The sequence below is a fragment of the Caloramator sp. genome, assembly GCF_020054765.1.
Classification (GTDB): Bacteria; Bacillota; Clostridia; order Clostridiales; family Caloramatoraceae; genus Thermobrachium; species Thermobrachium proteoclasticum.
In genome coordinates, this window is record NZ_JAIHAO010000024.1 from 1 (window position 1) to 25,848 (window position 25,848).

Here is a 25,848-nt window from a genome sequence, read left to right on the forward strand (position 1 = left end):
TGTAGTTAATTTAATTTTACCAGGCATCTAAAACAGGTGCATATTTTTTTTGTAAAAAAAATATGCTGGGGCTACGCCCCAACATTTATTATAGAACCAGATTTTTAAGATGAATGTCGCTCTATTTTTAGGTAATATTATAAACCTTATCAACTTCTGACTCATTATTTATAAAATATAGATAGGCATAAGAATTGAAAAGGCAAACAAACTCCATAAAAACTTATTGTTGTACCATAATTTTGTTTCCTTTTTCATTTTTCCTGTTCTTCTTTTGCTTCCTTTATATTTTTTATATCATAAACTCCACTTTCAACAGTTTTAATTGCAGCATCAAGTCTTTTATCTAAAAGACAATGCAAATCCTCTGCTGAACGTCTAATCTCAAATACCAGTTCCAAAAGTTCTTTTATTTCGTGTTGTTCTGTAAAATTTATATGTGAAATGGAATTTGCAGCAGAAGCAAATCCATCAGCAGCAACACCAAGCCTTGATATTGAATCAATAATTGGTAATATTTCTGTACTAAAAAGTTCCCCAACCGATTTATACTTTACCGCAAAACCAAATTTTTCTACTGTCTCGCCCACAAAACCACCCCTTCTCAGTTTTTTAAGGGGACATTAAAATATTTTTTCTACTGCCTCCTTATATATGTTTAGTGTCTCCTTTGCAGTTTTATTCCAACTAAATTTTAATGAATGTTCATATCCCTTTCTGGCGAGACTTTCTCTTTTATTTTCATCCTCAATAAGACTCTCAATTGAGTTTTTTAGCTCTTCTGCATCAAAGGGATTAATAAGTAGTGCAGCATCTTCAACAATTTCAGGTATAGATGAAACATTAGATGTTATAACAGGTGTTTGACAGCTCATTGCTTCAAGGGGAGGAAGTCCAAAACTTTCGTACAGTGATGGATACAAAAATATCGTTGCACCACTATAAAAATAGGGTAAATCTTCATAGGGTACATATCCAGTAAATATAACATTTTCCTTTATATTTAGACTATTTGCAAGGCTTATTAAAAAGCTGTGCTCATCTTTAGAGGAACCTACAATAACAACTTTAAACTTATCCCTTATATCTTTAATGAGCCTTGAATAGGCAAGAAGTATGGATTTAACGTTTTTCCTTGGACTAAATCCACCAATGTATAAAAAGTAATCAAAATCTATGTTATATCTTTTATTTAAAAAGTCTCTGCATACATCCTTTTCGATTGGTCTAAAATAGTCATCGGCTGCAAGGTGTGTTACCTTTATCTTATCCTCCTCCACGTCAAATATCCTCATAATATCCTTTTTGGAGAAGTTTGAAACGGTAATTATAAAATCTGAATTTTGTATTATCTGTGGCATTTGTGATATAAATTTTTTTAAATATCCACGGCCAACAGTTTCGGGCATAACATATGGAATTAAATCGTGAATTGTAGATACATAGATACAGCTTTTTTTAGAAGGAAGTCCTATTCCGTTCTGTGGGACGTGGTATATGTCTATTTTTTTTGTCTTTAGATTTTCAGGAATAAAGTATTCCTCAAAAAAATGGTGATGTTTTTTAGAGGCAATACTTATTGATATATTTTTATTAAAGTTGAATTGTTTATAGTTACTACCATACCAATATAACAAATAATTATTTTCAAAGTCGTGTAGGTTTATATATTTCAAAAGCTCTATTGTATAGGTTCCAATTCCGGTTCCAGCATAAAGATTAGCACCCCTTGCATCTATGGCAATATTCATCCTATCACTCCGAAAATTAGCTGTATATATTATAAATATTACATTTATTAGCTAAATGTGCATATTTTTTTAATATTATAGTAGCACAAAAAGAATTTATAAACATATTATAAAATAGAACTCTTAAATGGGAGATGAAGTATGTTTTTTGATGAAGTAGAAAAGGCCTATGGATTTAAAATTCTCTCCTACGAAAAAATAAAGAATATATATAAACTTAATACAGATAAAGGTTTATACTGTTTAAAAATATCAAAGTACGATTTAAAACAATATAATTTTATTATAAGTGTAATGCTATATCTTATAAGTAAAGGCTATGAACACATACTTCCTATTTACAAAACAAAGGATGGAGAGCTTTTTATATCATTAAATGATGCTTATGCATATCTTACAGACTTTATAGAATCAAAGGAGGCAGACTTTAAGGATTTAACAGAACTTAAGATGTGTATAGAGGCAATTGCAAGGCTCCATATATTATCAAGAGGATTTAAATATGACACAAGAATAAGAGATTATTATGGTAAATGGGTTGAAAAGTTTAGAAAAAGAAGTAGTGAACTTTTATACTTTAGAGCAATATGTGAAGCAAAGGAGGATAAAAGTGAGTTCGATGAGATATTCTTAAAATATTTTGATATGCACTATAAACAGTCATTGAAGTGTCTAAGGGATTTTGAAAAGTCAGGATACCTAAAAATAATGGAATCTCATAAAAAACTTCACGAGGTATGCCATCACGATACAGCAAATCACAACTTTTTAATAACAAACGATAATCTAATTATAATTGATTATGACTATGCAATAATGGATACACATCTTCACGACCTATCGAGTATATTAATCAGAAACTTAAGATATGGTAATTGGGATATTAAACTATTCAACTTCATTTTAAATGAATATGGAAGATACATTCCTGTTTCATTGGAGGAGGTTAATCTTATATTCTGCTTTATGGAGTTTCCACAGGATTTTTGGCAGGTGGGTCTGCAATATTATGTTGAGAAGCAGCCCTGGACAGAGGATAACTTTTTAAAGAGGCTAAATAGGGTTGTTTCTGATTCGGAAAATAGATTTAAATTTTTAGATGAGCTGGAGGGGTTATATGGAAAATATAGATAAATATATAGAAAAAATAGAAAAAATGAAGAGCGAACTTAACGATATAACCTTAGAACTTCTTAAAAGGACAGATGAAGAAAATATAGACATTGGGGATTTGGAGGATAAAATAAAAGGTTTAAAGGATGAAATAAAGAGGTTGAAAAAATTGAGAAAACAGCAGGAGAAGATGGAGGAACTTCTTGAGAAGAAGGATGAGATTATAAGGGAGATAGAAAAATCAAAGGAAAAGCATTTAAAGAAAAAGCGTAAAAGAAAACATTAGGAGTGATTGTATGGATTTTAAAGGGGGAAAAGATAAAATAAAAAAAATTGAAAAGGTTGACGATGGGTTTATTGTTGATATTGGGAGTAGAAGACTTCATTTAAAGAAGGTAGGTCTAAAGGAGTCAGAAATACTTTTTATAAATGAAGTTATAGAACATTCTGTGAAAAATGGATTTAATAATATTGTTGTATTTGAAATCCTAAGTGATGGGAAACCATATATAAAGTATGAAAATGAACTTTATATTTTAACAGATATATATAGCTTTGTTGATATAAAGAAGGATATAAATTCCTATTGTTTAGCTTCGCTTTTGGCAAATTTTCATACCGCAGCAGGGGGATTTACAGCAAGGGATGAAATAAAGCCAAGTGTAACATGGGGAAAGAGAACAGGTAAATATAGAAATTTTTATACAATGTTAGATAAATTTATAGATGAGATAAGTGAAAAAAGTAGGCGTAATGAGTTTGAGGAGAAGGTTGTATCTATTTTAGGTGAACTAAAGACAAGATGTAAAGGTGCAATGAAGGCCTTTAGAAGTATAGAATATTTTAATCTTCTTGAACTAAGTATGAAGAAGAAGGAAATAGTCCTATATGACATTGGAAAACAGACATTGGCGGAGTTAAATGGAAAGTATTATATATACGATGTATTTGATTTATCCTATGGACTTATAGAGGAAGATTTGGCTATGCTCATAAAAAAGACAAATAGAGAAAATAAAGACAAAATAATAGATATTTACAGTAAAAATTCACCAAGGCAGATAAACTTAAATATACTTGAGGCATATTTAAACTTTCCTGAAAATACACTTAAGGTAATATGTGAATATATGAGGCAGAAGGATGCTAATTTAGTAGCAAAGCTTCAAAGGGCCTCTATTAAGGATGATGTGAGGTGAATTTATGGAATATAAGTTTAGAGACAAAGTATATCTTTCAACATATATGTTAGACACAGAACTTTTTGATAGATATAATTTTTTAGTTGAAGATGCTGTGCCCATCCGTTCAGTATTTATATTAAAAACTAATGAAGGGCTTAAGATACTTAAAAAGATAGATTATAACTTAGAGGAACTTGAGTACATCTATGAGGCACTAAATCACATAAGAAGGATATATCCCTATGTAATAAATTTTAAGCAGAGTATAGAAGGAAAACCCTATGTTGAATATCAAGGTGGTATATATGTTGTACTTGATTTAATTGAGGGACGCGAGTGCATATATGAGAATCCAGTTGATTTAATAGGGGCATCAAAGGCACTTGCAAAACTTCATAGTGCATCAGAGGGAATTAAGGTTAAGGATATACGAAACAATCTCTATAAGATGGAAGCAAATATCATAAAAAAGATAAAGGAACTTAATATGTGTAGAGACTTTGCAAAGCTTCATTTAAATAAGAGTGCCTTTGATAAACTTTTCTTAGAGTATGCAGATTATTATATTGATGAGGCAAAACAAGCCTTAAATAAACTCCAAGATTCTGAGTATAGGAGGTTGTGCAGAGAAAGGTATGTTCTTTGCCACCACGATTTAGCACATCACAATATAATTGTGGATAATGAAGATAATTATTATTTTGTTGATTTTGACTATGCTGTTGTGGATTTACCCTATCACGACCTCTGTAATCTTATAACAAAGGCAATAAAACACAATATGTGGAATATAGATATGGCAGACACAGTTCTTCAGGGATATAGAAGCATTAACAATCTAAAAAAGGATGAACTTGAGGTGCTTTATGCATACCTTTTATTCCCACAGGATTTTTATGACATCACGATAAGCTACTATATGAAGACAAGAGGATGGGAAGAGGATGAATTTTTTGAAAAGCTAAAGCGAAAGGCAGAGTATAAGGATGATAGGGAGAGGTTCTTAAAGGACTTTAAGGAGCTTATAGAAGGATAGAGGGGAGCAAAGCTCCCCTCTATCTATTTAATATCTCTATTGTTTCAATTGCGGTTTTCTTCCAAGAATATATACTGCTTCTCTTTAGTGCTTTAAGCACCATTTTGTTATATAGAGTTTCATCTTTTAGAAGAATCAGCATTTTTTCTTTTATATCCTCTATTTCATATGGGTCAATATATAGTGTATCTTCCCCAAGAACTTCAGGTATAGATGTTTTATTTGATGCAATTGTTGGTGTTCCGCAGGCCATAGCCTCAAGTGGAGGAAGACCAAAACCTTCGTAGAAGGAGGGATATACAAAAATCTTTGCGGCATTATAAAAGATTGGAAGTTCCTCAACAGGAACATATCCAGTAAATACTACATCATCCTTTAGATTAAGTTTAAGGGCAAGGTCTCTATAATCATAATAGGACCTACCTTTTTTCCCAAGTATAACGAGTTTAATAGGATTTTTGTACTTTTCCTTTAATAGTGCAAAGGCCTGTATAAGTCCCTTTATATTTTTTCTTGGGCTAAATCCTCCGACATATAGGATGAAATCATCTTCTATACCGTAGTTTCTTAGTACAAAGTTTTTGCAAATATTTTTATCCATAGGTACATAAAAATCCTCTGCTGCAAGGTGTGTTACATATATTTTTTCTTCAGGAAAGTTTAGGGTTTCTGCAATATCTTTTTTTGAAAAGTTAGATACAGTAATTATTCCATCGACTCTTTTAATAAGCTCTGGAACTTCTCTAAGATATATGTCAAGATATTGAGGTCCTACTGTTTCAGGCATTTTATAGGGAATTACATCGTGAAGTGTAATAAAGAATTTGCAGGGTTTATCCTTTGGTAGACCAATTCCATTTTGAGGTACAAAATATACATCCATATTTGTATTGCTTATTACATTAGGGATATAAACATCCTCCCAAAAGGTATCTTTGCTTCTATCGTCGATTATATTAACTTCAATGTTGTTTGAAATATCAAGGTCGGAGTTGTTTTCATTAGGTAAAAAGAAGGTGTACCTGTTTATTTTATCGAGCCTGCATATATTGTAGATAATTTGATATGTGTATGTGCCAATTCCAGTTCCACGATACCATCTTGCGGCACGTGCATCAATTCCAATCTTCATTTTAGCACCTTATAAATATTTCTACTATATCATAATATGTTATATAAATAAAAGTGTGAAGAAGGAACGTAAAGAAAAGGGCTGCAAAATGCAGCCCAGATGTTAGGAATTAAGCAGCTTTTTCTTCTTCTTTTTGTTTGCTTGATCTATTGTATTTTTTAGTGTATGTTACAAGTAATAGTATTGAAGCTGTAGTATATACAGCAGCAGTTATATAGTAAGCTACTGCATAACCAGATGTAGTCTTAAATAGGAATCCCTTTGTAAAGAAACCTGCAAGTATTGATGTTAGTGCACCTGCAACGAATATTGCTGAGTTGTATGCAGGTCTTAGTTCCTTTGAAACGAATTCCATTGGTAGTGAGTTCATTATTGGGTTTGCAGCATTCATAAGACCAAATCTAAAGAATAGTGCTAAACCTACCACCATAGCAGCCCTATCGCCAAATGCACGTCCATTTGCAATGAACATCATAAATGGAATTGATGCAAGTGCAAGACCACCAAGTGCAACAACTTGTCCAATTCTCTTTACTATATATGGACATATAGCTGTAAATATAACGCCAGCAAAGTATGAATAAGAAATTAGCTTTGAAGTAGTTGCTCTATCTATTCCAACAAACTTATTTAGATATACTGAGAAGTATGGGCATATTAATGATGCACCAAATCTAATTAGAGCATAATAAACTAAGAATATAAGAACATACTTATTAGTAAGTATTGACCAATCAAAGCCCTTCTTTTCCTTGTTTGTTTCCTTATAGTCTGATTCAACTTGTTTTACGAATAGGAACGGTATTAGTGATATAAGTGCAACTATTGCAAACATTAGAAGTACATCTTTATGTGCAAGGATATATTGATTTAGCATTTCAGGGCTCATCTTGTCAACTGCTTCTGAAATAGCTTGAGCTTCTGCCTTTGAAATATTCATTCTTGCAGCAAATCTGTTTACAATTAGTGAACCTCCAAAGTAAGTTGCAACAACCATACCAGCAAGGTTTGTCCAGATAGCAGTTGAGAATATTTTATTTCTGTTTTCTGGTGTAGTATATGCTGTAAGGTATGGTGGAAGTATTACGTCATAAAGTGTTGTACCAGTTAATATTGCAAGTGTTGCAACTGGGAATATAAGTCCAACATTTACATAAGCAACTGCAACAAGTCCTAATATAACCATTAAAGGAGCTGCAAGTGCAAGTGCCTTATATCCTACCTTTGGTGCTAAAAGAAGAATTGCTGCTGCAAGGAAGGTACTGTAGCCCATATAGGCTGAAAATGATTGTGCAGTACCAAGTGATACTTGTTGTAGGAATGTAACAAGTACGTCAAAGGCTATACCAGCAAGTAATCCCATAAATATGTAGCTTACTATGAAGGCATAGCTGTTAAGGTTAAAACGTTTTAATTCCTTTTGTTCCATTGTGCTACCCCCTATATTATTTTTTTTCGACAATTAGTATTATAAAATGTTGAAATAATTTTAACAATATATTTTAAAAAAGTAGTAATATTTAGCAAATTCAAATAATATTTTAAATTGAATTAAAAATGACAGATAAAATGCAAAATAGTCTATGACATAAAAACTTGAATTAAATAATTCAATAAAAACAATCAGCATAAAATATCTGAAAATTAAGAAAAACAATTTTGTGCAGTAATTTTGTTTGTTTATGTTACAAAAAATAAACATTCTGAAATTTTAGTTTTGTGAACTAAAAACGCTTTATTTTGCTAAACATATTGTCAATTATTTATTATTCATTTGGAATAGTTGAATAGAAACTGACATAAAAATGAATAAAGGGGGTGGAATTATGGTTAGAGAAACAGAAATATCAAATCAATTTGGTTTTAGAATATACGACTGTATACCAAAAAAGGGAGTATATTTGCTAAAAACTGATAAGGGGGATAAGTGTTTAAAGAAAATATCCTATGGAATTCAAAAATTAAATTATATTTATAAGGCTAAAAATCATATTATTTCAAATGGTTTTGAAAGGGTAGATAGATATAATCTATCCCTTAATAATAATCCATATGCCCTTGTAAATGAGGATATATATATAGTTACTGATTGGATTGATGCAAAAGAGGCAGATTTTAAGGTATTAGAAGACGTTAAGATAGCAGCAAGAACTTTAGCAAAATTTCATATAGCAGCAAGGGGCTTTGATTTAGAGGAAAATCTTAAAGTTAGATGTGATGTAGGTAAATTGCCATATACGCTTGAAAAAAGACTTAGAACCCTTAAGAAGATGAAGCATATGGCAGAAAAGAGTAAAAAGAAAACTGAGTTTGATATGTTGTATTTATCAAGTATAGATAGTTTTTATGAGCTTGCAAAGAAGGCATATGAAACAATTAATATGGAAAGTTATAAAAAAGTATGTGATATGTCTCTAAATAAAAAGGTTTTGTGCCACCACGATTACACATATCACAACATATTAATAAAAAATTCTGATGAGGTGTACTTAGTTGATTTTGATTATTTAAAATCTGAGGTTCAGGTCTATGATTTATCAACCCTTATTGTTAAAACATTAAAGAGGGTTGATTGGAATATAGATTATGCAGTAGTTATTTTAAAGGAATACTCAGCAATAAGAGAACTTACTTCTGATGAAAAGGAAGTATTAAAGACATTACTTAAATTTCCACAGAGATTTTGGAGGCTTGCTAATAGATATTATTATAAAGAGGCAGCTTGGACGGAGGCTACTTTCCTAAAGAAAATGAAGGAGATAGTTGATGAAAAGGATAGATATTTAGAGTTTTTAAGCAAGTTAGATGAAATATTGTGATGTATGAAAAATGTGATAACTGTGACATAGGGCAGTTTGGAATGTATATATTCTAAACTGCCCTATGTCATTATTTTTTAACCTTATACTTCTCTAAAACATATTATATACAAAGGAGGTGATGTTATGGAGGAATTTAAAGTGGGGGATATAGTTATAAGGAAATCCTATGGCGGTGATGTCTATTTCAAAATAATGGAAATAGTAAAAAAACAGGATGGTACAAATCTATATATTTTAAAAGGAACTAACTATAGATTAATTGCAGATGCCCAGGAGGAGGATTTGGAAAAGCCACCTATTTCGAAAATATCAAAGGAGGAAGATGAAACCTTAAAGAGAGTAAATACACTCATTAAAAAGGCAGTAATTCAAAGAAGAAGTCAAGGGACCTTTCAAAGAATAAATACTCCAAATGTAAACTCAAATGTTACCTTTGGCCGTCCTGGCAAGGTCCTTCATATAGATGGTGATATGGAATATTTAAATATATGCCTAAAGGGATATAAACAGCTTGGTATAGAGGCTTATGGAAGATTTGTTCCAGAGGTTAGACAGCCTGATGTTGTTCTTGAGCTTTTAAATGAAGTAAGACCTGATATACTTGTTTTAACAGGCCACGATGCGATGCTTAAGGGTAGTCAGGACTATAAAAATTTAGATAGCTATAGAAATTCAAGATACTTTGTTGAGGCGGTAAGGAGAGCAAGGAAATATGAGCCATCCTATGATGATTTGGTTATATTTGCCGGTGCTTGTCAATCCTTCTATGAGGCACTGATTGAGGCAGGGGCAAACTTTGCAAGCTCTCCTAATAGGGTTTTTATACACGCTATGGACCCTGTTTTTGTTTGTGAAAAGATAGCATTTTCAAGTATTTCAAAGTTTTTAAATCCTAAAGAGATAGTTGATAGTACAATTACAGGGATTAAGGGTATAGGTGGACTTGAGACGCGGGGCAAATATAGAGAGGGACTACCTAAATCACCTTATGTATAGGTGGGGTGTTTATGAAGATAATGGGTGTATCCTTTAAAGATTTTGTTTTAAGTAATGTGTTGAAAATAGATATTGATATTTTTGATATACCATTTGAGGTTTTAAAGACATTAATTGTTTTAAAAAGAAGTGAACTAATTGTACACGTCAAAAATTCTGGTTATTACAAAAGGGAATTTAGTGGCGAAATTAATTTGGATAATTTGAAAAAACTTGAAGATACAAAGAAGGAACTATTGGATAGAGCCTATGATGAGACACAAGGTATAATTGTTGTAAATAATGCTGAACCTGTTTCACTCTATTTTACAAAGTGCTGTGGAGGAGGGACAGCAAATTCAGAGTCTATATTAGGATATAAGGTTAATTATTTAAGAAAGGTACTCTGTAGAAGATGTAGCGAAAGATGTGAAGAAATAAAGTTTGACTGCGAAAAGATGGCAAATGCAATAGGATGTAGAATTAAATACAAAGACCAGATAAGGGAAATCATAAGGGATGTGTCGAGGGATGATACAGGAAGAATAAGAAAACTTAATCTTCTTGGCAAGGAAATAACAGGAGATAAGCTAATGGAGATATTAGGTTTAAAGAGCAATAGAGTTTATTTTAAAGAAGATAGCATAGTTTTTAAGGTTGTGGGTGAAGGAATAGGGCTTGGTGTGTGTATTGAGGGTGCTTGTTCTATGGCAAATGAAAATAAAGATTTTAAGGATATAATAGAATACTACTATACAGGTATTGAATTTGTTAAGCTTGATGATGATAAAATTGTAAATACGCTTGAGGGAAGAAAAATTGTAATAGATGCAGGACACGGTGGAAGGGATTTTGGGAATGTAAATGGCGATTTTATGGAGAAGGATATAAACCTAAAAATCGCCCTAAGGCTATATGAACTTCTTTCTAATAAAGGGGCTGAATGTATTTTAACAAGGTGTATAGATGAGGATATAACACTTTCAGATAGAGTTAAAATAATAAACAAGAGAAGACCTGATATATTTATAAGCATACATCAGAATAGTTTTCCTCAGGAGAGCGTTAATGGAATAGAGGTTTATTGCTTTAAGGATGATGTAGATGCTGTAAACCTATCAAAAAAGATATTAGATAGGGTTACAGAGGAATTGAAGATTAAAAATAGGGGTATAAGAGAAGGAGATTACTACATTTTGAGGGAGAGCAAAAGCACGGGAGTTATTGTAGAGTGTATGTATATTACAGGAAATATAGATAGTAGGTTAATATGTGAAGAGAATATTTATAAAATCGCAGAGGCGATATATAGGGCTGTATGTGAATATTTTGAAGTTTCTATTTGATTGTAATAATGCCAAGGTATTTAAAAAATGTCTTGGCATTATTACAATGATTTTTTGTCAAATTGAGATGATGTATGAATTATAGAGTATTGTTGAGATATAGTGAAGTATTATGTAATTAATAAAAATTTTAAAATTAGTAAACATAAAATTAATATTGACTTTAGATAAAAATGCTGATAAAATTAATTATTTTATTTGACAAAATTAAGTTGTTGGAGTAAAATTGTATTTGTGGAAAGAGGGTGTTTGTTATGAAGGGGAGAGAACTTTTAGATGCCATCAAAAAAAATATTGATGAGCACGTAGGAGAAAAGGTCCTTTTAAAGGCAAACAACGGCAGAAAGAAAGTTCTTGTAAAAGAGGGTATTTTAGAGCAAACGTATCCCAATATATTTGTAGTTAGAGTCGAAGCAAGTGACAATACATCAAGAGTTATTTCATATAGCTATTCTGATATACTCACCAAAAATGTACAAATAGTCTTTGAAAATAATGAAGTAGCAATGTAGAAGATAAACTACAAAATCAAAAAGGAGCCAAACTTTGGCTCCTTTTTGATTTTGCAAAAAACACAAAAACCACCGGGGAAGTGGTTTTTGTGTGGGGTTATGGGTTTGGCAGCTTATTTTTTAAAATAGGGGGATAAAAGATTAAGGTTTCTTTAGGGTATTGAGAATTTATGAGAGGTTATATGGTCATCAACAATTATTTATTTTATCTAAAATAAAAAAAATGTCAATATATATCGAAAAAAGAAGTAATATTAAAAAAATTCTATCAAATAATGTTTTAGTCATAAAAAGGCTGTAGTCATTATATACTATATTAGGTAATTTTGGGTGGGAGGGATATAATGTCAGTAGAATTAGTTAGAGATATGCTAAATTACGAAAGAATAATTGCTGAAGGTTCAAGTCAAACAATGGTTAGTGGAGATATTGTAATTGACGAGATGAACCCAGAGATAGATAAGATACTAAACGTTGATGGAGAAGTTACATTAATGGAGGCTACTGTACTTGAGGATAAGGTTTTAGTTGATGGCAGAATGTCGTTTAAGATACTCTATGCTTCAAAGGGTGAAAAGTCTGTAGTTAAAATTCAAAAGGCAGATACTAATTTTAAACAATATGTTCAGGCTCCAATGGCAGTTCCTAATATGACCTGTAAAGTAATGTCATCAATTGAAACGCTTGAATATGAAATGCTCTCGGATAAGAAGTTAAAGGTTAATGCAGTTGTAACATTAAAGACTGTTGTATATCAAAAGTGTGAAGTTGAAACAATAGTTGATATTAAAGGACAGGACCTTCAGACTCAGAAGGATACAATGAAGGTATGTGAGTTTGTGTCTGAGGACACATCTAAGGTTATAGTAAAGGGCAATTTAGAGCTTCCTCAGGATAAGGGTGAGTTTGCAAACATACTTAAACTTTCTGCTCACGTTCATAAAAAGGATTTATTAGTTCAAGATGGCAAGCTTGTTGTAAATGCTTGTGTTCTCTCAAGAGTTCTCTTTGAAACAACAAAGGATCAGCTAATGTGCCAAGATGTAGATATAGCCTTTACTAATGAAATAATGATAGAAAACTTAAAACCAAATATGAAGTGCGATGTGTCCTTTAGGATAACTGATATAGACTATAAGGTTTTAGAAAATGAAGCAGGTGAGAGGCAAAACCTTGAAATACAAATATCCCTTGATGTAAATGTTAAAACATACAATGATAGAGTAATAGAAAGAACAATAGATGCATTTACATCATCATCAAGATTTGAATTTGTTAGGGAGAATATAGGCTCAATTGGATATTATAATGAGGGAGTAGATAGCCAGACTATAAAAGAAAGGATTACAATTGATGATGATTTAGATGGAATAAGAGATATTATATATGTTGAAGCAAAGCCAATATTAACAGAGACAAAGATTGTAGAAGATAAGGTTATATGTGATGGGGTTGTTTCAGTATGTGCTGTATATAGGGCAGAAAAGGAAGAGGATGAACTTGTAAGCTACAGTGAAGAGATACCATTTAAGTCCACAGTTTCAATAGATGGTGCAAAAATAGATATGATAGAGGATGCAATTGTTAATTTAGAATATCTATCCTTTGATAAGGCATCCCAAAGAGAAATGGATGTAAAGGTTATTGTTGAGGTTTCCGCAAAGTTATATAACAAGATGATGTTTGATGTAATTAAGAATGTAGAGGAAGTTGATATAGAAGACAGTATAAAGAATATGCCAAGCTTAGTTTTATATGTAGTTCAACCCAATGATACTATTTGGAAGATTGCTAAAAAATACTGTACTTCTATGGATGATATAATTAAAATAAATGATTTAGATAATCCAGATTTAATAATGCCGGGAATGAAGCTTTTAATTCCTAAGAAGGGATTTATGAAGTAGCATAAAAGGTGTCAGGTAAAAATATATTTCCTGACACCTTTTATTGAATATAATTGCAGGAATTTTTTAACTTATGTATAATTGTATATACGAAGGGAGGATTTTCTATGATTATCGAATGTCCTGCAAAGATTAATCTTTCACTTGATGTAGTTGGTAAAAGGGAGGATGGCTATCATCTTTTAGAGATGATAATGCAGACGGTTTCACTTTATGATAAAGTGAAAATAACAAAGGATAGTGAAACAAGGGTTATATGTAATAATATTAATGTACCATCAGATAGAAGTAATATTGTTGTAAGGGCAGTTGAACTAATGAAGCAGAGATATGAAATACAGGATAACTTTAAGATTGAGATAGAGAAGAATATACCTGTGGCTGCTGGGCTTGCTGGTGGAAGTACCAATGGAGCGGCAGTAATAAAGGCAATAAATGAAATGTATTCTCTAAAACTTTCAAAGGACGAGATGAAGGAAATTGCTCTAAAACTTGGTGCAGATGTTCCTTTCTTCTTTGAGGGAGGAACCTGCCTTGCAGAGGGGATAGGGGAGAAACTTACAAAATTAAACGACGTATCCTGCTACATTGTACTTGCTAAACCACCAATAAATGTTTCAACTATATATGTATATCAAAATCTAAAATTGGATGAAATTTCAATACATCCAGATACTAAAAGAATAATTGATTATATAAAATATAACGATATAAAGATGCTTGCAGCATCAATGGTAAATGTTCTTGAAAATGTTACAATAAAGGAATATCCAGTAATATACGAGATTAAAAATATAATGTTGGAGTTTGGTGCGTTAGGAAGCCTTATGAGTGGAAGTGGGCCAACGGTGTTTGGTATATTTGAGGAAAAGGCGGATGCTATTAGGTGTTACAATAGATTAAGGGATTACATAAAGGAAGTTTTTGTTGTTAATACAGTTGATAGAGGGGTGTAAAAAATGGTAAATGCTTTAATTCTTGCTGGTGATAAGGGAAGGGATGGGGTATCAAAGGCCCTTTTAAAAATTGGAGATAAGTATATGGTAGATTACATAATAGATGCCCTAAAGGAGTGCAAAAAAGTTAAGGACATTTACATAGTTTGTGATGAAGGTGTAAAAAATGTTTTAAAGGATAGAGTAAAGGGATGCATAAATCCTGCTGGGGATATAATAGACAATATTGTACTTGCGTCCGAATGCATAGAGGATAAAAAGACACCTCTTATAATATGTACAGCAGATATACCACTTATAAAAAGCAGTGCAATAGAGGAGTTTGTTGAAGAATGTGAAAAGAGAAATATAGATGTGGGTTATCCTATAATAGATAAAAAATTAAATGATGAAAAATATCCAGATGTACGAAGAACCTATGTAAAGATGAGGGAAGGGGTATATACTGGTGGAAATATAGTATATATAAAGATGGAGGCAATAAAAAACTGTACAGAAAAGGCAAAAAAGCTTGTAGAGTATAGAAAAAAGCCTCTTAAGATGGGAAGAACATTGGGATTTACATTTTTAATAAGGTTAGCATTAGGCAAACTTACAATTGAGGCTGTTGAGAAAAAAATTGGTAAGATGTTTAATGTAGATGGACGTGCAATTTTCACCAAGTATCCTGAGATTGGAAATGATGTTGATAAGCAGGAGGATATAGATTTTGTTAAAAAGTATCTAAATATAGTCTAAAAAGTTTCGCTTTGGGTAAACCAAAGCGAAACTTTTTTTGAATAAATAACCTATATGAATGTAAAACTAAATTAAAGAGGTGGTGCTATGGCTATTTTAAAATTTTTTAAGGAATACTTTGATTTTAATGTAATGCTTTTATTCTTAATATCAGTATTTTTTCTATACAAGGATTCAAAGGAGTATAAACAAAAGGGAATGCAGAAGGAGTACAAGTTCTGCAGATTTTTTATCTATCTTTACACCATAGTTGCAATCATAGGATATGTGCTTTACTTAAAGCTTGAAATTTAGGGGTGATTATATGAAAAGGGAAATATTATACCAATATACTCCTAATAAGAAAACACCTATTACTACAATGATTGATGACAATATACTTTCTGTGAAAAATCTACTTAAGGACTGTGATGATGTTGTATATAGGCAGTTTAAAATAGGCGGAGATAAGGGTAGAGACGTATTTTTATTCTATATAGATGGAATGGCAGATAAAGAGCTTTTAAACAACTTTGTATTAAAACCTCTTATGCTTATGGCAAGAATGGTTGAGCCAACCTTTGAGGATATCAAAGATGAGCTCTATGAAGCCTCAAAGGTTGCAGCTATGTCTGTAACAGATTTTAAGGAAAATGACAACATTGAAGAGGCTGTTTTGGCTGTTTTATCTGGTGATACAGCAATTTTTATGGATGGAGAAAACAAGGCCCTAATTATTGCAACTAAGTTTTTCCCTGTAAGGGGAGTACAGGAACCTACAGCAGAGACGGTTATAAGAGGTTCAAGGGATGGATTTACAGAGACAATAAGGATGAATACAGCTCTTGTTAGAAGAAGGATAAGGGATCCAAGATTTAAAATAAAACAAAAGCAGATTGGAGTTCGCTCAAAGACAGATATTGCAGTAATGTACATAGATGACATAGTTGATAAGCAGATAGTTGATGAGGTTATAAATAAATTAAATGGCATAAATATAGATGCAATATTGGATAGTGGTTACATACAGCAGTACTTAGAGGATAGGCCCTTTAGTCTTTTTCCACAGGTTCAAACAACAGAAAGGCCAGATGTTGTGGCAGCAGCAGTATATGAAGGAAGGGTTGCAATACTTGTTGACAATTCACCCTTTGCTCTAATTGTACCTGTAACATTAACAGCTTTTTTCCAATCTCCAGAGGATTATTATTCAAGAACTGTAGTTGTAAGTTTTGTAAGAATACTAAGGATTATTTGTGGAGGTATAGCAATACTTGCACCAGCTCTATACATAGCAATAACCTCCTTTAGCCCTGGTATTATTCCAACAAAACTTGCACTTTCAATTGCAGCAACAAGGGAGGGTGTTCCATTTCCTGCCTTTATTGAGGCTATAATAATGGAACTCACGCTTGAGCTTTTAAGGGAAGCTGGAGTTAGGCTTCCAAGACCAATAGGTTCAACTATTGGTATTGTAGGAGGTCTTGTAATAGGTCAGGCAGCTGTTTCTGCTGGTATTGTAAGCCCTATTATGGTAATAGTTGTTGCAATAACAGCTATATCCTCCTTCTCTATACCAAACTATGAATTATCAGCAGCCTTTAGATTAGTAAGATTTTTATTAATGGTATTTGCAGCAGTCTTTGGGCTTTATGGCATAGTTTTAGGTTCAATTATTGTGTTAATACATTTGAGCAACTTAAAGAGCTTTGGTGTACCATTTTTGGCACCTATTGCACCCTTTGAGTATACAGACATAAAGGATTCAGTAATATTTAGAGCACCTTGGAGATATATGATAAAAAGACCAAGGCATATAAATCCAAAGGATGAAATAAGGCAGGCAGGTGATGAAAATGCAGAGGGGCAATGATAAGATATCGACTTATCAAGTCGGAGTTCTTGTTTATCTTACTATATTAGGTGTTGGTATATTAACACTTCCAGCTTCAATGGCAAAGGAAGTTGAAAATGATGGATGGATACTCTCTATAATTGCAGGTATTATCTGCATAGGTATAGTCTATATTATGTGTGAAGTTGGAGAGAAATTTCCCCAAAATGGTTTAGTTGGTACCTTGAAGCTACTTTTTGGGAATATATTAGGAATAATACTTGCAATTCCTGTCTTTTTATATTTCCTTTTATTTGCGGCACTCGAAACAAGAATTTTTGGAGAAACTGCAAAGATATTTTTGCTAAATAGAACTCCCCTTGAAATGATAATGATTCCATTGATTATTTTATCAGTAATACTTGCAAGGCTTGGGATAGAACCAATTGTAAGGTTTTTTGAAGCCGTAACCCCTGTAATCGCATTTGTTCTTGTTATTTTGTTTTTAATAGGATTGGTGAGTTCAGATTTTTCAAATTTAAAACCTATCTTTTCCCACGATGTATTGAGCTTTGCAAAGGGCATAAAATCTGCTCTTTTTGCTTATGCGGGTTTTGAGGCACTACTTATAATATTTCCATTTATAAAGGAGCCCAATAAAGCCTTTAAGGCATCTTTTGTTGCAATCCTACTACTAATAATAGCTTACGTTATTACAATAATTGAATGTTATGCAACCTTTGGTTCAAAATTAACACAGAGGTTTATGTATCCAACAATGAGTATGATAAAGGCATCGGATGTTCCAGGAGCTTTTATAGAAAGGGTTGAAGGTATATTAGAGGCTCTATGGGTTTTATTTGTATATACATCAATAGTTTCACTTCTTTATTCACTGAGTGTTGTAGGCAAGGATATATTAGGTCATACTGAAGCAAAACATATATTGATTATATTTTTACCCTTTATATATCTTACTTCCCTTATAGGTGAAAGTATTATAGATATGATGAAATATGGGGATTTGCTCACCAATACATTAGGAATATATACAATTTTTATACTTCCAATAGTGATGTTCATTGTATCAAGGTTTAAAAAGGTAGGTGGAGGCAAATGAAGAGATTGCCTTTGGTTTTTGTTTTAATCTTATGCTTACTATTTCAAGGTTGTTGGGATAAGGTGGAGATAGATGAAAGGGCCTTTGTAGGAGGAATATTTATTGATGCTTTAGAAGAAGAAGGAAGAAAAGAATCAAAAGAGGTAAAACCCTTTTATGAGGAGGAAATGAATGGTACCATAAAGGTAATATTTACACTTGCAAATCCTGGTGAGATTTTAAAGGGTGGAGAAAAGGGGTATGTTACTGCTGAGGCTGAGGCAGAGACAATACCAGATGCAATAAGAAAAATAGGAATAAGGCTAAATAGAACTCCTTTTTTTGCCCATATGAAGGTTGTTGTTTTAACAGATAAAGTGCTTAAAAATGAAAAGGTATTTAAAGAAACAGTAGATTTTTTAGAAAGAGACCCCGACATCAATGCTTCAGTTAATATTATGATGCTTGAGGGTGATATTGAAAAACTTACTAAAATAAAACCAAAGCTTGACATATATCTTGTTACATATATACAAGGGGTATTTAGCAATGCAAGCAAACTGTCATATATTGTACCAGTAAAATTATTAGATTTTATTTCAAATCTTAATTCGGGCAATAAGGCAATACTGCCGGTTATAACTGTTAATGAAGATGAAGTTGAGATAAAGAATATTGCATTAATAAAGGATAATAAGCTCTATAAACAGGTGGATGAAAAATATTTAAGGGCATTTCAATTTATAAATGGTAAATTAAAGGGAGGAAGAAAGTTTGTAAACTACAAGGGAGTAGATATATCCTATTTTATACAGGATAACTATAGGGATATATATGTAGAGGATGATAATGGAAAGCTTAAATTTACAATAAAGGCTGAACTTGAAGGTTACTTAGAAAATGAATCCTTTAGTAAAGAAGATATTGATAAAAGTATTTTAGATGATATAGAGAGTATTTTATCAAAATCCTTTGAACTTGAAATGATGGAAACTATAAAATACTTCCAAGATGATATAGAGGCTGATTATTTAGGTTTAGAGGATTATACAAGAAAGAATTATTATAAAGTTTATAAAAAATATAAGGATAATTGGGATGAGGCATTTAAAGAGGCAGAGTTTACAGTTGAAGCAAAGGCCTTTATAAGGAGAATAGGGTCAAAGAGGTAATAAAAAAATTACCTCTTTTTTGTTTAAAACCTATTTAATTTGGAAATATTAATAGTAAGTTCTTAAGAAGGGGGATTTTAGATGAAAAGGATTTTAAGTGGAATAGTTACAATAGTTATTATTATTTCTTTCATTTATGCAAATAGAGCAACAGGTGAGCTAAACTATAAAGATAAACTCATAAGATTTCACGTTATAGCAAACAGCGATTCAAAAAATGACCAGAGCGTAAAATTAAAGGTTAGAGATGCGGTATTAAAGGAATTAGGGCCAAAACTTCAGAGGGCAAAGACAAAGGATGAGGCAATTGAAATAATTACAAGCAATATTGATAGGATTGAAAATATATCAAACAATATATTGCAAAATAACGGATATAAATACACAGCTAAGGCAAGCCTTGGTACATACACCTTCCCTATAAAAAGCTATGGGAACATAACCTTAAAGGAGGGCGATTACACAGCCCTAAGGATAGTTCTTGGAGAAGGTGGAGGTAAGAACTGGTGGTGTGTAATGTTCCCGCCATTATGCTTTATTGATATAACAAAGGGCCTCACAACCGAAGAAACTGAAGAACAGTTAAATAAAGTATTAGACCAGGAAGAAGTAACAGAGGTTATGAATATTTCGGATTTTAGCAAGGAGAAGCACGAGAAGGTGGTGTTTAAGTTTAAGATATTAGAGCTATTAGAGGGATTATTTAAATAGAAAAAGGGCTGAAAACAGCCCCTTTATTGATTCTCAATTTTTTGAAGTATAAGATTACATATATCCCTTGTTGCATTTGGCTTTGCTTTTTCTCTGCAGCATTCTTTCATATGTTGTAGCCTAACTTTGCTATTTAAAAGCTGCATAAGAATGCTTACAACGCTGTCGTCTGAGTGTATTCTTGCGGCAATGCCATTATTTAATAGATAGTCAGCATTTTTCTCCTCTTGACCTGGAATTGCAGAATTAATGACAATAGGAACTTCTTTGATTAATGCTTCTGTAATGGTAAGCCCACCGGGTTTTGATATTAATAGGTCTGATGCAGACATAAGAAGGTTAATATTATCAGTATAGTCAAAAACAATTGTCCTTTTGTTAGTCCTTGATGCTATTTCATTTAGTTGATTTCTAAGTTTTATATTTTGTCCAGCACAGGCAATTATTTGTATATCAAGCTTTGAGAAGGCAAGTTTCTCAAATATATCTCTAATATTACCAATTCCAAGACCACCACCCATTAAAAGGACAGTAAATTTATCATCTAACGCTAATTCTTTTTTTGCTTCCCTTTTATCTATCCTTTTAAGGAATTCCTCAGAAACAGGAATTCCAAGTGGATAAATTGTATCCTTTTCAATTCCCTTTTCAACTAAATCCTGAATGAAGTCCTCATTAGGTATAACATAGGCATCTATATGGCTGTATAGCCAAAAGGAATGTGGTGCATAGTCTGTTAATATTGCAACACAGGGACATTCGATTTTATTTTTTCTTTTAAGTTTAGATACCATTTCAAGTGGGAATGGGTGTGTACAGAGTATTGCTTGAGGTTCATATTCTTCAATTAGTCCCTTTATTTTAATCGATAGTATTTCATTTATTATACTTGATAAGTTAGATAGGGTATCCTCTGAATCGGCGTATTTATAAAGCTTTCCATAGAGTGCAGGTGTCTTCTTTAAACTTTTTAAATACCCACCTACTATTATCTTATCAATTATAGGATTTATATACTTTAGTGTATCTACCATTTCAAATTGGACATCATTATAATGTGTTTTAAAGTATTTTCCTATTGCCTCTGCAGCCTTTATGTGTCCACTTCCTGCCGATACTGTCAAGCACAATATCTTCATAACTTCACCTCACTTAATTATTTATAAGCAAAAAATCTTAAAAAATCCTTTTATTAACATAATGTTAACAACAAATTAAATGTATAATTACAAGATAAATACAAAAAATAAATTTAGAAATTTTTGTGTAAAGGGTGGTAATATGTTTAATAAAAGGTCTTTTCTTGCAATAGTTGTTTCTATAATAATTGTTTTTACCACAACATTTGGAGTCCTAATGTATCTTGATAGGAGAGATTATAGAATATTTCTTGGAAATCAATACCAAAAAGACTTATATGAAATAGTTTCAAATGTTGAATCTCTACAGGCAAGTCTATCTAAGGTTCCAGTTACTATGTCGGAAAAACAAGCAATAATAATATTTAGTGAAATCTGGAGGCAGGCGGGTGCAGCACAGGATAGATTAAACAGTCTTCCAATTTCCCACGAAGCCCTGTTCCAAACATCAAAATTTTTAGCTCAAGTTGGGGACTTTTCCTATACTCTTCTAAAAAGAAGCAGCAGTGGGCAGGGATTAAGTGAATCTGAGCTTAAAACATTAGAAAAGCTTAATGACTATGCAGGCTATTTAAATGTTAAACTGCACGAACTGCAGCAGGAGGTTTCGGAGGGTAAATTAGACTGGACTGAAATCAAGCTTAAGGGCAAGGTTTTATTTTCCCAGAATTTACAAAACCCAGTGGATGTAAAATTTAAAAATATATCCAAGGAGCTTCAGCAGTATCCAACTTTAATTTACGATGGCCCATTTTCGGAAAATGTACTCAATATAAAGCCAAAGATTTTAGAACAGCCGAAGATAAGTATAGATGAGGCTAAGAGGATAGTTAAGGATATACTTGGAAATGATAAGGTTCAATCTATAGATACATACAGCAGTAAACAGGGAGGCAAAATACCAGTTTATCCCTTCAAGGTTACTATGAAGGGCAATAAGGATGCAACAGTTGATGTTGATGTAAGTCAAAATGGAGGCAAAATTGTATATCTTCTAAATACAAGAGAAGTAAAAAGTTCAAAGCTTAATATGAAGCAGGCAATTGAAAGGGGAATGAAATATCTTGAAAACATAGGATATAGAGATATGTTTCCAACTTACACATTAAAATATGATAATATTGCTCTAATAAACTATGTTTACGTGCAGGATAGGGTTGTTGTCTATCCAGATCAAATCAAGTTAAAGATTGCATTAGACAATGGAGAAATAATTGGTATAGAGGCACAGCACTTTTTAGTAGCTCACACCGAAAGAAGGATACCTACGGCAAGGATTACACCACAGGAGGCAAAGGCGAATGTTAGCAAAAATTTAAACATAAAAAACATAAGATTAACAATAATACCAATGGAATCTTTAAAGGAAGTTTTATGTTATGAATTCTTTGGAGAATACAAAGGAGAAAAGTTCTTTATATATATAAATGCTCAGGATGGAACAGAAGAGAGGATACTGAAGTTAATAGATACACCTAATGGTGAGCTTACCATATAGTTTATAACATATAAAAATGCTTTGGGGGAAAATTAATATCAAAGGGGGGATTTAGTATGTCAAGACATAGAAGCATTATGTCTGACGAACTAAAGTATGAGCTTGCAAAAGAGCTTGGGGTTTATGACATTGTTAAGGAAAAAGGCTGGGGCGATGTTCCATCAAGAGAGTGTGGAAACCTTGTAGCAGCAGCAATAAAATATGCAGAGAAGATGTATGAACAAAACCACAATCACAGCTAATAAACGCAGAAGATAATTTGCAAATTTGACATTAAGAGATGCTAAAGTGTATAAAAAGAGCCCCGTATAAGGATTTCAAAGGCATTTGTCACGAACTTTAACGTGATTAAAAATGCCAAAAGAAATCCTTTGCGGGGCAAATTTACATAAGAAAATATAATATTAATGTTTCTTGACTTATAATAGTACAAAATATAAAATGTCTATATAGTAAGACCTAAGCATATCATTAAATTAATTAGGTAGACCTTCAAATTATATATAGGTGTTGCCTATTTAATTCTTGTATAGGTAACCCGCCATATTGTGATAAAGGAGATGATAAAATGACAAGAGCACTTGCGTTAATTTCAGGTGGATTAGATAGTGGACTTGCAGCAAAACTCGTAAAGGACCAAGGCGTAGAGGTTATTGGTATATGCTTCAAGTCTGCTTTTTTTGGTTGTGATAGAGCAGTAAAGATGTGTGAGCAGATAGATATACCACTTAAGGTTGTAGATTTTTCAGAAGAACATCTTGAAATGGTTAAAAACCCCAAACACGGATACGGCAAGAATATGAATCCTTGTATAGACTGCCACGCTATGATGTTAAACTATGCAGGAAAACTAATGAAGGAGCTTGAGGCAGACTTTATAATAACAGGAGAAGTTTTAAACCAAAGACCTATGTCTCAAAATAGACAGGCACTTGATATAGTAAAGAAGGAATCAGGATATGAGGAATATATATTAAGACCATTATGTGCTAAAAATTTACCTGAGACTTGGATGGAGAAGGAAGGACTTGTTGACAGAGAAAAATTACTTGATATATCAGGCAGAGGAAGAAAGGTTCAGATGGAACTTGCAGCGAAATGGAATATAAAGGAGTATCCATCACCAGCAGGAGGCTGTAAGTTAACAGATCCTGGTTTTTCTAAGAGGCTAAAGGACTTACTAACACATAATAAAGAGGCAAAGCCCCAAGATATAGATATATTAAACATAGGAAGACATTTTAGAATAAATGAAAATGTAAAAATAATTTCAACAAGAACACAGGATGAATTTAAAATGTTAAAGACAATGATAAAAGAAGGAGATTATATCTTTGATACACTTGATGTTACAGGTTCAACTGTTGTTTTAAGAGGAAAACCATCTGAAGAAGATATAATACTTGCAGCAAGGATTGCAGCAAGGTACAGCAAAGCAAGGGAAGAAAAAAATGTTAGAGTTAAGTATAGAATTTATAATGAAAATAAATATAATATATTAACGGTAGAACCTGCTTTGGATGATGAAATAGCAAAGTATATGGTTTAATAAAGTAAAAAGGTGGGAGAGAATTGGATACAAGACCTATTGGTGTTTTTGATTCAGGGATTGGAGGGCTAACTGTAGTTAAAGAGATAATGAAGATACTTCCCTATGAGGATATTGTGTATTTTGGAGATACCGCAAGGGTTCCCTATGGAAGCAAATCTCAGGAGACCATAACCAAATTTGCTAAACAAAATTCAAGATTTTTATTAAGTAAAGATGTTAAAGCAATAGTAATAGCCTGCAATACTGCATCTGCATTAGCCCTTGAGGAATTAAATTCAGAATTTGATGTTCCAATAATAGGGGTTATAAAGCCTGGTGCAAGTGCTGCAGTTAGAGCAACTAAAACAGGTAGGGTAGGAATAATAGGTACAGAGGGTACAGTAAACAGCAGAGCCTATGAAAAGATGATAAGAAGACTGTTTAAGGAAGTTGAAATTTATGCACTACCTTGTCCATTATTTGTTCCTCTTGTGGAGGAGGGATGGGCGGAAAAGGAAGTTTCCTATATGATAGCAAAGGAATATTTACAGCCCTTTAAGGAATTTGATGTGGATACACTTGTTTTAGGATGTACCCACTATCCTATTTTAACTAATGTTATAGGTAAAATAATGGGAGATGGTGTAACTTTAATAAACCCTGCAGAGGAGACTGCAATTGAGCTAAAGAGCATCTTATTTGGAAATGGATTACAAAATACATCTAAAAGAAATGCTGAATACAGCTATTATGTAAGTGATAATCCTGATAAGTTTAAAAGAGTTGGCGGAAACTTCTTAAATAGAGAAATAGAAAATATTACAAAAATAGATATAGAAAAATATTAAAAAAGCGAGGATGAGAGTGTGGAAAATAAGCGTTTGATTTCTGTAAAAACAAAGCAATTAATTGATGGACAAGAAGAAACAATAGAACTTATTTCAGAAGGTATATATTATAAAGATAACGACAGCTATGTGGCAGAATATGATGAATCTGAAATATCAGGAATGGAGGGTACAAGAACAACCCTAATTATAGGTCAAGACAGTTTAAATATAATAAGAAGTGGTACAACGACTTCAGAATTGAAATTTAAAAAGGGTGAAAAACACACAGCCTTTTATTCAACTCCCTATGGTGCACTTGAAATAACAATATCAACAAATAAGGTTGATATTCAGGCAGATGATAAGGGTGCAAAGGTTGAGCTTGATTATAAAATGCAGGCAACAGGCCTTGATCCGATTATAAATCATTTAGAGTTAAAAATAAGGTAAACAAAAGATGCTTGGCACCTTTTCAGATTGTTGAAAAAAGTTATATATTGATTAGCCCCATGAAGGATTTCTTGGGCATCGGTTCATTTCGCCAAGCAATTCTAAGCTTTTCTTTGTTTGAAAAAGTCCTACC

At 32.3% G+C, this 25,848-nt stretch carries 26 protein-coding genes; 21 read left to right on the plus strand and 5 right to left on the minus strand.

What is annotated here, in order from left to right; all coding sequences use genetic code 11:
* Nucleotides 1-254: 254 nt before the first annotated feature.
* Both JG776_RS08385 and JG776_RS08390 read right to left on the minus strand, forming a co-directional pair.
* Nucleotides 255-590, minus strand: coding sequence for a hypothetical protein (locus JG776_RS08385; protein ID WP_291966537.1), 336 nt, complete (start codon nt 588-590; stop codon nt 255-257).
* Nucleotides 591-623: 33 nt separating this feature from the next.
* Nucleotides 624-1,751: a glycosyltransferase family 1 protein gene (locus JG776_RS08390; RefSeq protein ID WP_291966539.1), complete on the minus strand. Its 1,128-nt coding sequence runs from the start codon at nt 1,749-1,751 to the stop codon at nt 624-626.
* Between the two features lie 141 nt (nt 1,752-1,892).
* Here JG776_RS08390 and JG776_RS08395 point away from each other — a divergent pair, with 141 nt between their 5' ends.
* From JG776_RS08395 to JG776_RS08410, 4 genes are read left to right on the plus strand one after another with little or no spacing between them, the layout of a single operon-like run.
* Nucleotides 1,893-2,885 (plus strand): CotS family spore coat protein, encoded by a 993-nt coding sequence (locus tag JG776_RS08395; RefSeq protein ID WP_291966541.1) that lies wholly within the window; start codon nt 1,893-1,895, stop codon nt 2,883-2,885.
* Entirely contained in the window at nt 2,869-3,150 is a 282-nt protein-coding gene (locus JG776_RS08400) for a hypothetical protein (protein WP_291966543.1), read from the plus strand. The genes JG776_RS08395 and JG776_RS08400 overlap by 17 nt, the downstream gene beginning before the upstream one ends.
* A gap of 10 nt (nt 3,151-3,160) precedes the next feature.
* Nucleotides 3,161-4,063 (plus strand): hypothetical protein, encoded by a 903-nt coding sequence (locus JG776_RS08405; protein ID WP_291966545.1) that lies wholly within the window; start codon nt 3,161-3,163, stop codon nt 4,061-4,063.
* A 4-nt stretch (nt 4,064-4,067) separates the two neighbouring features.
* On the plus strand, nt 4,068-5,084 hold the full coding sequence (locus JG776_RS08410) for a CotS family spore coat protein (RefSeq protein WP_291966547.1): 1,017 nt from the start codon (nt 4,068-4,070) through the stop codon (nt 5,082-5,084).
* Between the two features lie 19 nt (nt 5,085-5,103).
* Here the strand turns inward: JG776_RS08410 and JG776_RS08415 are convergent, their stop codons facing one another.
* Both JG776_RS08415 and JG776_RS08420 read right to left on the minus strand, forming a co-directional pair.
* Nucleotides 5,104-6,216, minus strand: coding sequence for a glycosyltransferase family 1 protein (locus JG776_RS08415; RefSeq protein ID WP_291966549.1), 1,113 nt, complete (start codon nt 6,214-6,216; stop codon nt 5,104-5,106).
* A gap of 109 nt (nt 6,217-6,325) precedes the next feature.
* Nucleotides 6,326-7,645: an MFS transporter gene (locus tag JG776_RS08420; RefSeq protein ID WP_291966551.1), complete on the minus strand. Its 1,320-nt coding sequence runs from the start codon at nt 7,643-7,645 to the stop codon at nt 6,326-6,328.
* Nucleotides 7,646-8,042: 397 nt separating this feature from the next.
* On the opposite strand from JG776_RS08420, the gene JG776_RS08425 reads away from it, so the two are divergent.
* From JG776_RS08425 to spoIIR, 12 genes are all read left to right on the plus strand, one after another.
* Nucleotides 8,043-9,035 carry a CotS family spore coat protein gene (locus JG776_RS08425; protein ID WP_291966552.1) on the plus strand — a complete coding sequence of 331 codons (993 nt, stop codon included), beginning with the start codon at nt 8,043-8,045 and terminating at the stop codon, nt 9,033-9,035.
* A gap of 126 nt (nt 9,036-9,161) precedes the next feature.
* Nucleotides 9,162-10,034, plus strand: a complete 873-nt coding sequence (gene yabG, locus JG776_RS08430) for a sporulation peptidase YabG (RefSeq protein WP_291966553.1) — start codon at nt 9,162-9,164, stop codon at nt 10,032-10,034.
* A gap of 11 nt (nt 10,035-10,045) precedes the next feature.
* Nucleotides 10,046-11,359: an N-acetylmuramoyl-L-alanine amidase gene (locus JG776_RS08435; protein ID WP_291966554.1), complete on the plus strand. Its 1,314-nt coding sequence runs from the start codon at nt 10,046-10,048 to the stop codon at nt 11,357-11,359.
* A gap of 254 nt (nt 11,360-11,613) precedes the next feature.
* The gene (locus JG776_RS08440) at nt 11,614-11,871 is read left to right on the plus strand and encodes a Veg family protein (protein ID WP_291966555.1); all 258 of its coding nucleotides are present in this window, start codon (nt 11,614-11,616) and stop codon (nt 11,869-11,871) included.
* A 344-nt stretch (nt 11,872-12,215) separates the two neighbouring features.
* A complete protein-coding gene (locus tag JG776_RS08445; RefSeq protein WP_291966556.1) occupies nt 12,216-13,778 on the plus strand; it encodes an SPOCS domain-containing protein in 1,563 nt (520 codons plus the stop codon).
* 107 nt (nt 13,779-13,885) lie between these two features.
* Nucleotides 13,886-14,734 (plus strand): 4-(cytidine 5'-diphospho)-2-C-methyl-D-erythritol kinase, encoded by an 849-nt coding sequence (gene ispE, locus JG776_RS08450; protein ID WP_291966557.1) that lies wholly within the window; start codon nt 13,886-13,888, stop codon nt 14,732-14,734.
* Between the two features lie 3 nt (nt 14,735-14,737).
* Nucleotides 14,738-15,472 (plus strand): nucleotidyltransferase family protein, encoded by a 735-nt coding sequence (locus tag JG776_RS08455; RefSeq protein ID WP_291966558.1) that lies wholly within the window; start codon nt 14,738-14,740, stop codon nt 15,470-15,472.
* Between the two features lie 87 nt (nt 15,473-15,559).
* Nucleotides 15,560-15,766 (plus strand): CLC_0170 family protein, encoded by a 207-nt coding sequence (locus tag JG776_RS08460; protein ID WP_291966559.1) that lies wholly within the window; start codon nt 15,560-15,562, stop codon nt 15,764-15,766.
* 10 nt (nt 15,767-15,776) lie between these two features.
* Nucleotides 15,777-17,324 (plus strand): spore germination protein, encoded by a 1,548-nt coding sequence (locus JG776_RS08465; RefSeq protein ID WP_291966560.1) that lies wholly within the window; start codon nt 15,777-15,779, stop codon nt 17,322-17,324.
* Entirely contained in the window at nt 17,302-18,405 is a 1,104-nt protein-coding gene (locus JG776_RS08470) for an endospore germination permease (RefSeq protein WP_291966561.1), read from the plus strand. Before JG776_RS08465 ends, JG776_RS08470 begins: the two co-directional genes overlap by 23 nt.
* Entirely contained in the window at nt 18,402-19,556 is a 1,155-nt protein-coding gene (locus tag JG776_RS08475) for a Ger(x)C family spore germination protein (RefSeq protein ID WP_291966562.1), read from the plus strand. The genes JG776_RS08470 and JG776_RS08475 overlap by 4 nt, the downstream gene beginning before the upstream one ends.
* Before the next feature lie 81 nt (nt 19,557-19,637).
* Entirely contained in the window at nt 19,638-20,267 is a 630-nt protein-coding gene (gene spoIIR, locus JG776_RS08480) for a stage II sporulation protein R (RefSeq protein WP_291966563.1), read from the plus strand.
* Nucleotides 20,268-20,290: 23 nt separating this feature from the next.
* On the opposite strand, the gene JG776_RS08485 is transcribed toward spoIIR, so the two are convergent.
* A complete protein-coding gene (locus JG776_RS08485) occupies nt 20,291-21,406 on the minus strand; it encodes a glycosyltransferase (RefSeq protein ID WP_291966564.1) in 1,116 nt (371 codons plus the stop codon).
* A 142-nt stretch (nt 21,407-21,548) separates the two neighbouring features.
* Here JG776_RS08485 and ypeB point away from each other — a divergent pair, with 142 nt between their 5' ends.
* The 5 genes from ypeB to JG776_RS08510 all read left to right on the plus strand — a co-directional run bounded on the left by ypeB (nt 21,549) and on the right by JG776_RS08510 (nt 25,715).
* Nucleotides 21,549-22,904: a germination protein YpeB gene (gene ypeB / locus JG776_RS08490; RefSeq protein ID WP_291966565.1), complete on the plus strand. Its 1,356-nt coding sequence runs from the start codon at nt 21,549-21,551 to the stop codon at nt 22,902-22,904.
* Nucleotides 22,905-22,960: 56 nt separating this feature from the next.
* Complete coding sequence (locus JG776_RS08495; RefSeq protein ID WP_027309432.1) at nt 22,961-23,146, plus strand: small, acid-soluble spore protein, alpha/beta type; 186 nt, start codon at nt 22,961-22,963, stop codon at nt 23,144-23,146.
* Between the two features lie 326 nt (nt 23,147-23,472).
* The gene (locus JG776_RS08500) at nt 23,473-24,453 is read left to right on the plus strand and encodes a tRNA 4-thiouridine(8) synthase ThiI (protein WP_291966568.1); all 981 of its coding nucleotides are present in this window, start codon (nt 23,473-23,475) and stop codon (nt 24,451-24,453) included.
* Between the two features lie 23 nt (nt 24,454-24,476).
* Nucleotides 24,477-25,283, plus strand: a complete 807-nt coding sequence (gene murI, locus JG776_RS08505) for a glutamate racemase (protein WP_291966570.1) — start codon at nt 24,477-24,479, stop codon at nt 25,281-25,283.
* Between the two features lie 18 nt (nt 25,284-25,301).
* Nucleotides 25,302-25,715, plus strand: a complete 414-nt coding sequence (locus tag JG776_RS08510; RefSeq protein ID WP_291966571.1) for a DUF1934 domain-containing protein — start codon at nt 25,302-25,304, stop codon at nt 25,713-25,715.
* The last annotated feature ends 133 nt before the right edge of the window (nt 25,716-25,848 follow it).

Coding starts and splice junctions, on each gene's coding strand:
- JG776_RS08400 (WP_291966543.1), top strand. CDS start 2,869: ATGGAAAATATAGATAAATATATAGAAAAAATAGAAAAAATGAAGAGC.
- JG776_RS08455 (WP_291966558.1), top strand. CDS start 14,738: ATGGTAAATGCTTTAATTCTTGCTGGTGATAAGGGAAGGGATGGGGTA.
- JG776_RS08485 (WP_291966564.1), bottom strand. CDS start 21,406: ATGAAGATATTGTGCTTGACAGTATCGGCAGGAAGTGGACACATAAAG.
- JG776_RS08405 (WP_291966545.1), top strand. CDS start 3,161: ATGGATTTTAAAGGGGGAAAAGATAAAATAAAAAAAATTGAAAAGGTT.
- ispE (WP_291966557.1), top strand. CDS start 13,886: ATGATTATCGAATGTCCTGCAAAGATTAATCTTTCACTTGATGTAGTT.
- JG776_RS08395 (WP_291966541.1), top strand. CDS start 1,893: ATGTTTTTTGATGAAGTAGAAAAGGCCTATGGATTTAAAATTCTCTCC.
- JG776_RS08500 (WP_291966568.1), top strand. CDS start 23,473: ATGACAAGAGCACTTGCGTTAATTTCAGGTGGATTAGATAGTGGACTT.
- JG776_RS08435 (WP_291966554.1), top strand. CDS start 10,046: ATGAAGATAATGGGTGTATCCTTTAAAGATTTTGTTTTAAGTAATGTG.
- JG776_RS08420 (WP_291966551.1), bottom strand. CDS start 7,645: ATGGAACAAAAGGAATTAAAACGTTTTAACCTTAACAGCTATGCCTTC.
- JG776_RS08410 (WP_291966547.1), top strand. CDS start 4,068: ATGGAATATAAGTTTAGAGACAAAGTATATCTTTCAACATATATGTTA.
- JG776_RS08460 (WP_291966559.1), top strand. CDS start 15,560: ATGGCTATTTTAAAATTTTTTAAGGAATACTTTGATTTTAATGTAATG.
- JG776_RS08495 (WP_027309432.1), top strand. CDS start 22,961: ATGTCAAGACATAGAAGCATTATGTCTGACGAACTAAAGTATGAGCTT.
- JG776_RS08440 (WP_291966555.1), top strand. CDS start 11,614: ATGAAGGGGAGAGAACTTTTAGATGCCATCAAAAAAAATATTGATGAG.
- JG776_RS08415 (WP_291966549.1), bottom strand. CDS start 6,216: ATGAAGATTGGAATTGATGCACGTGCCGCAAGATGGTATCGTGGAACT.
- JG776_RS08465 (WP_291966560.1), top strand. CDS start 15,777: ATGAAAAGGGAAATATTATACCAATATACTCCTAATAAGAAAACACCT.
- ypeB (WP_291966565.1), top strand. CDS start 21,549: ATGTTTAATAAAAGGTCTTTTCTTGCAATAGTTGTTTCTATAATAATT.
- spoIIR (WP_291966563.1), top strand. CDS start 19,638: ATGAAAAGGATTTTAAGTGGAATAGTTACAATAGTTATTATTATTTCT.
- JG776_RS08390 (WP_291966539.1), bottom strand. CDS start 1,751: ATGAATATTGCCATAGATGCAAGGGGTGCTAATCTTTATGCTGGAACC.
- JG776_RS08470 (WP_291966561.1), top strand. CDS start 17,302: ATGAAAATGCAGAGGGGCAATGATAAGATATCGACTTATCAAGTCGGA.
- JG776_RS08445 (WP_291966556.1), top strand. CDS start 12,216: ATGTCAGTAGAATTAGTTAGAGATATGCTAAATTACGAAAGAATAATT.
- JG776_RS08425 (WP_291966552.1), top strand. CDS start 8,043: ATGGTTAGAGAAACAGAAATATCAAATCAATTTGGTTTTAGAATATAC.
- yabG (WP_291966553.1), top strand. CDS start 9,162: ATGGAGGAATTTAAAGTGGGGGATATAGTTATAAGGAAATCCTATGGC.
- JG776_RS08475 (WP_291966562.1), top strand. CDS start 18,402: ATGAAGAGATTGCCTTTGGTTTTTGTTTTAATCTTATGCTTACTATTT.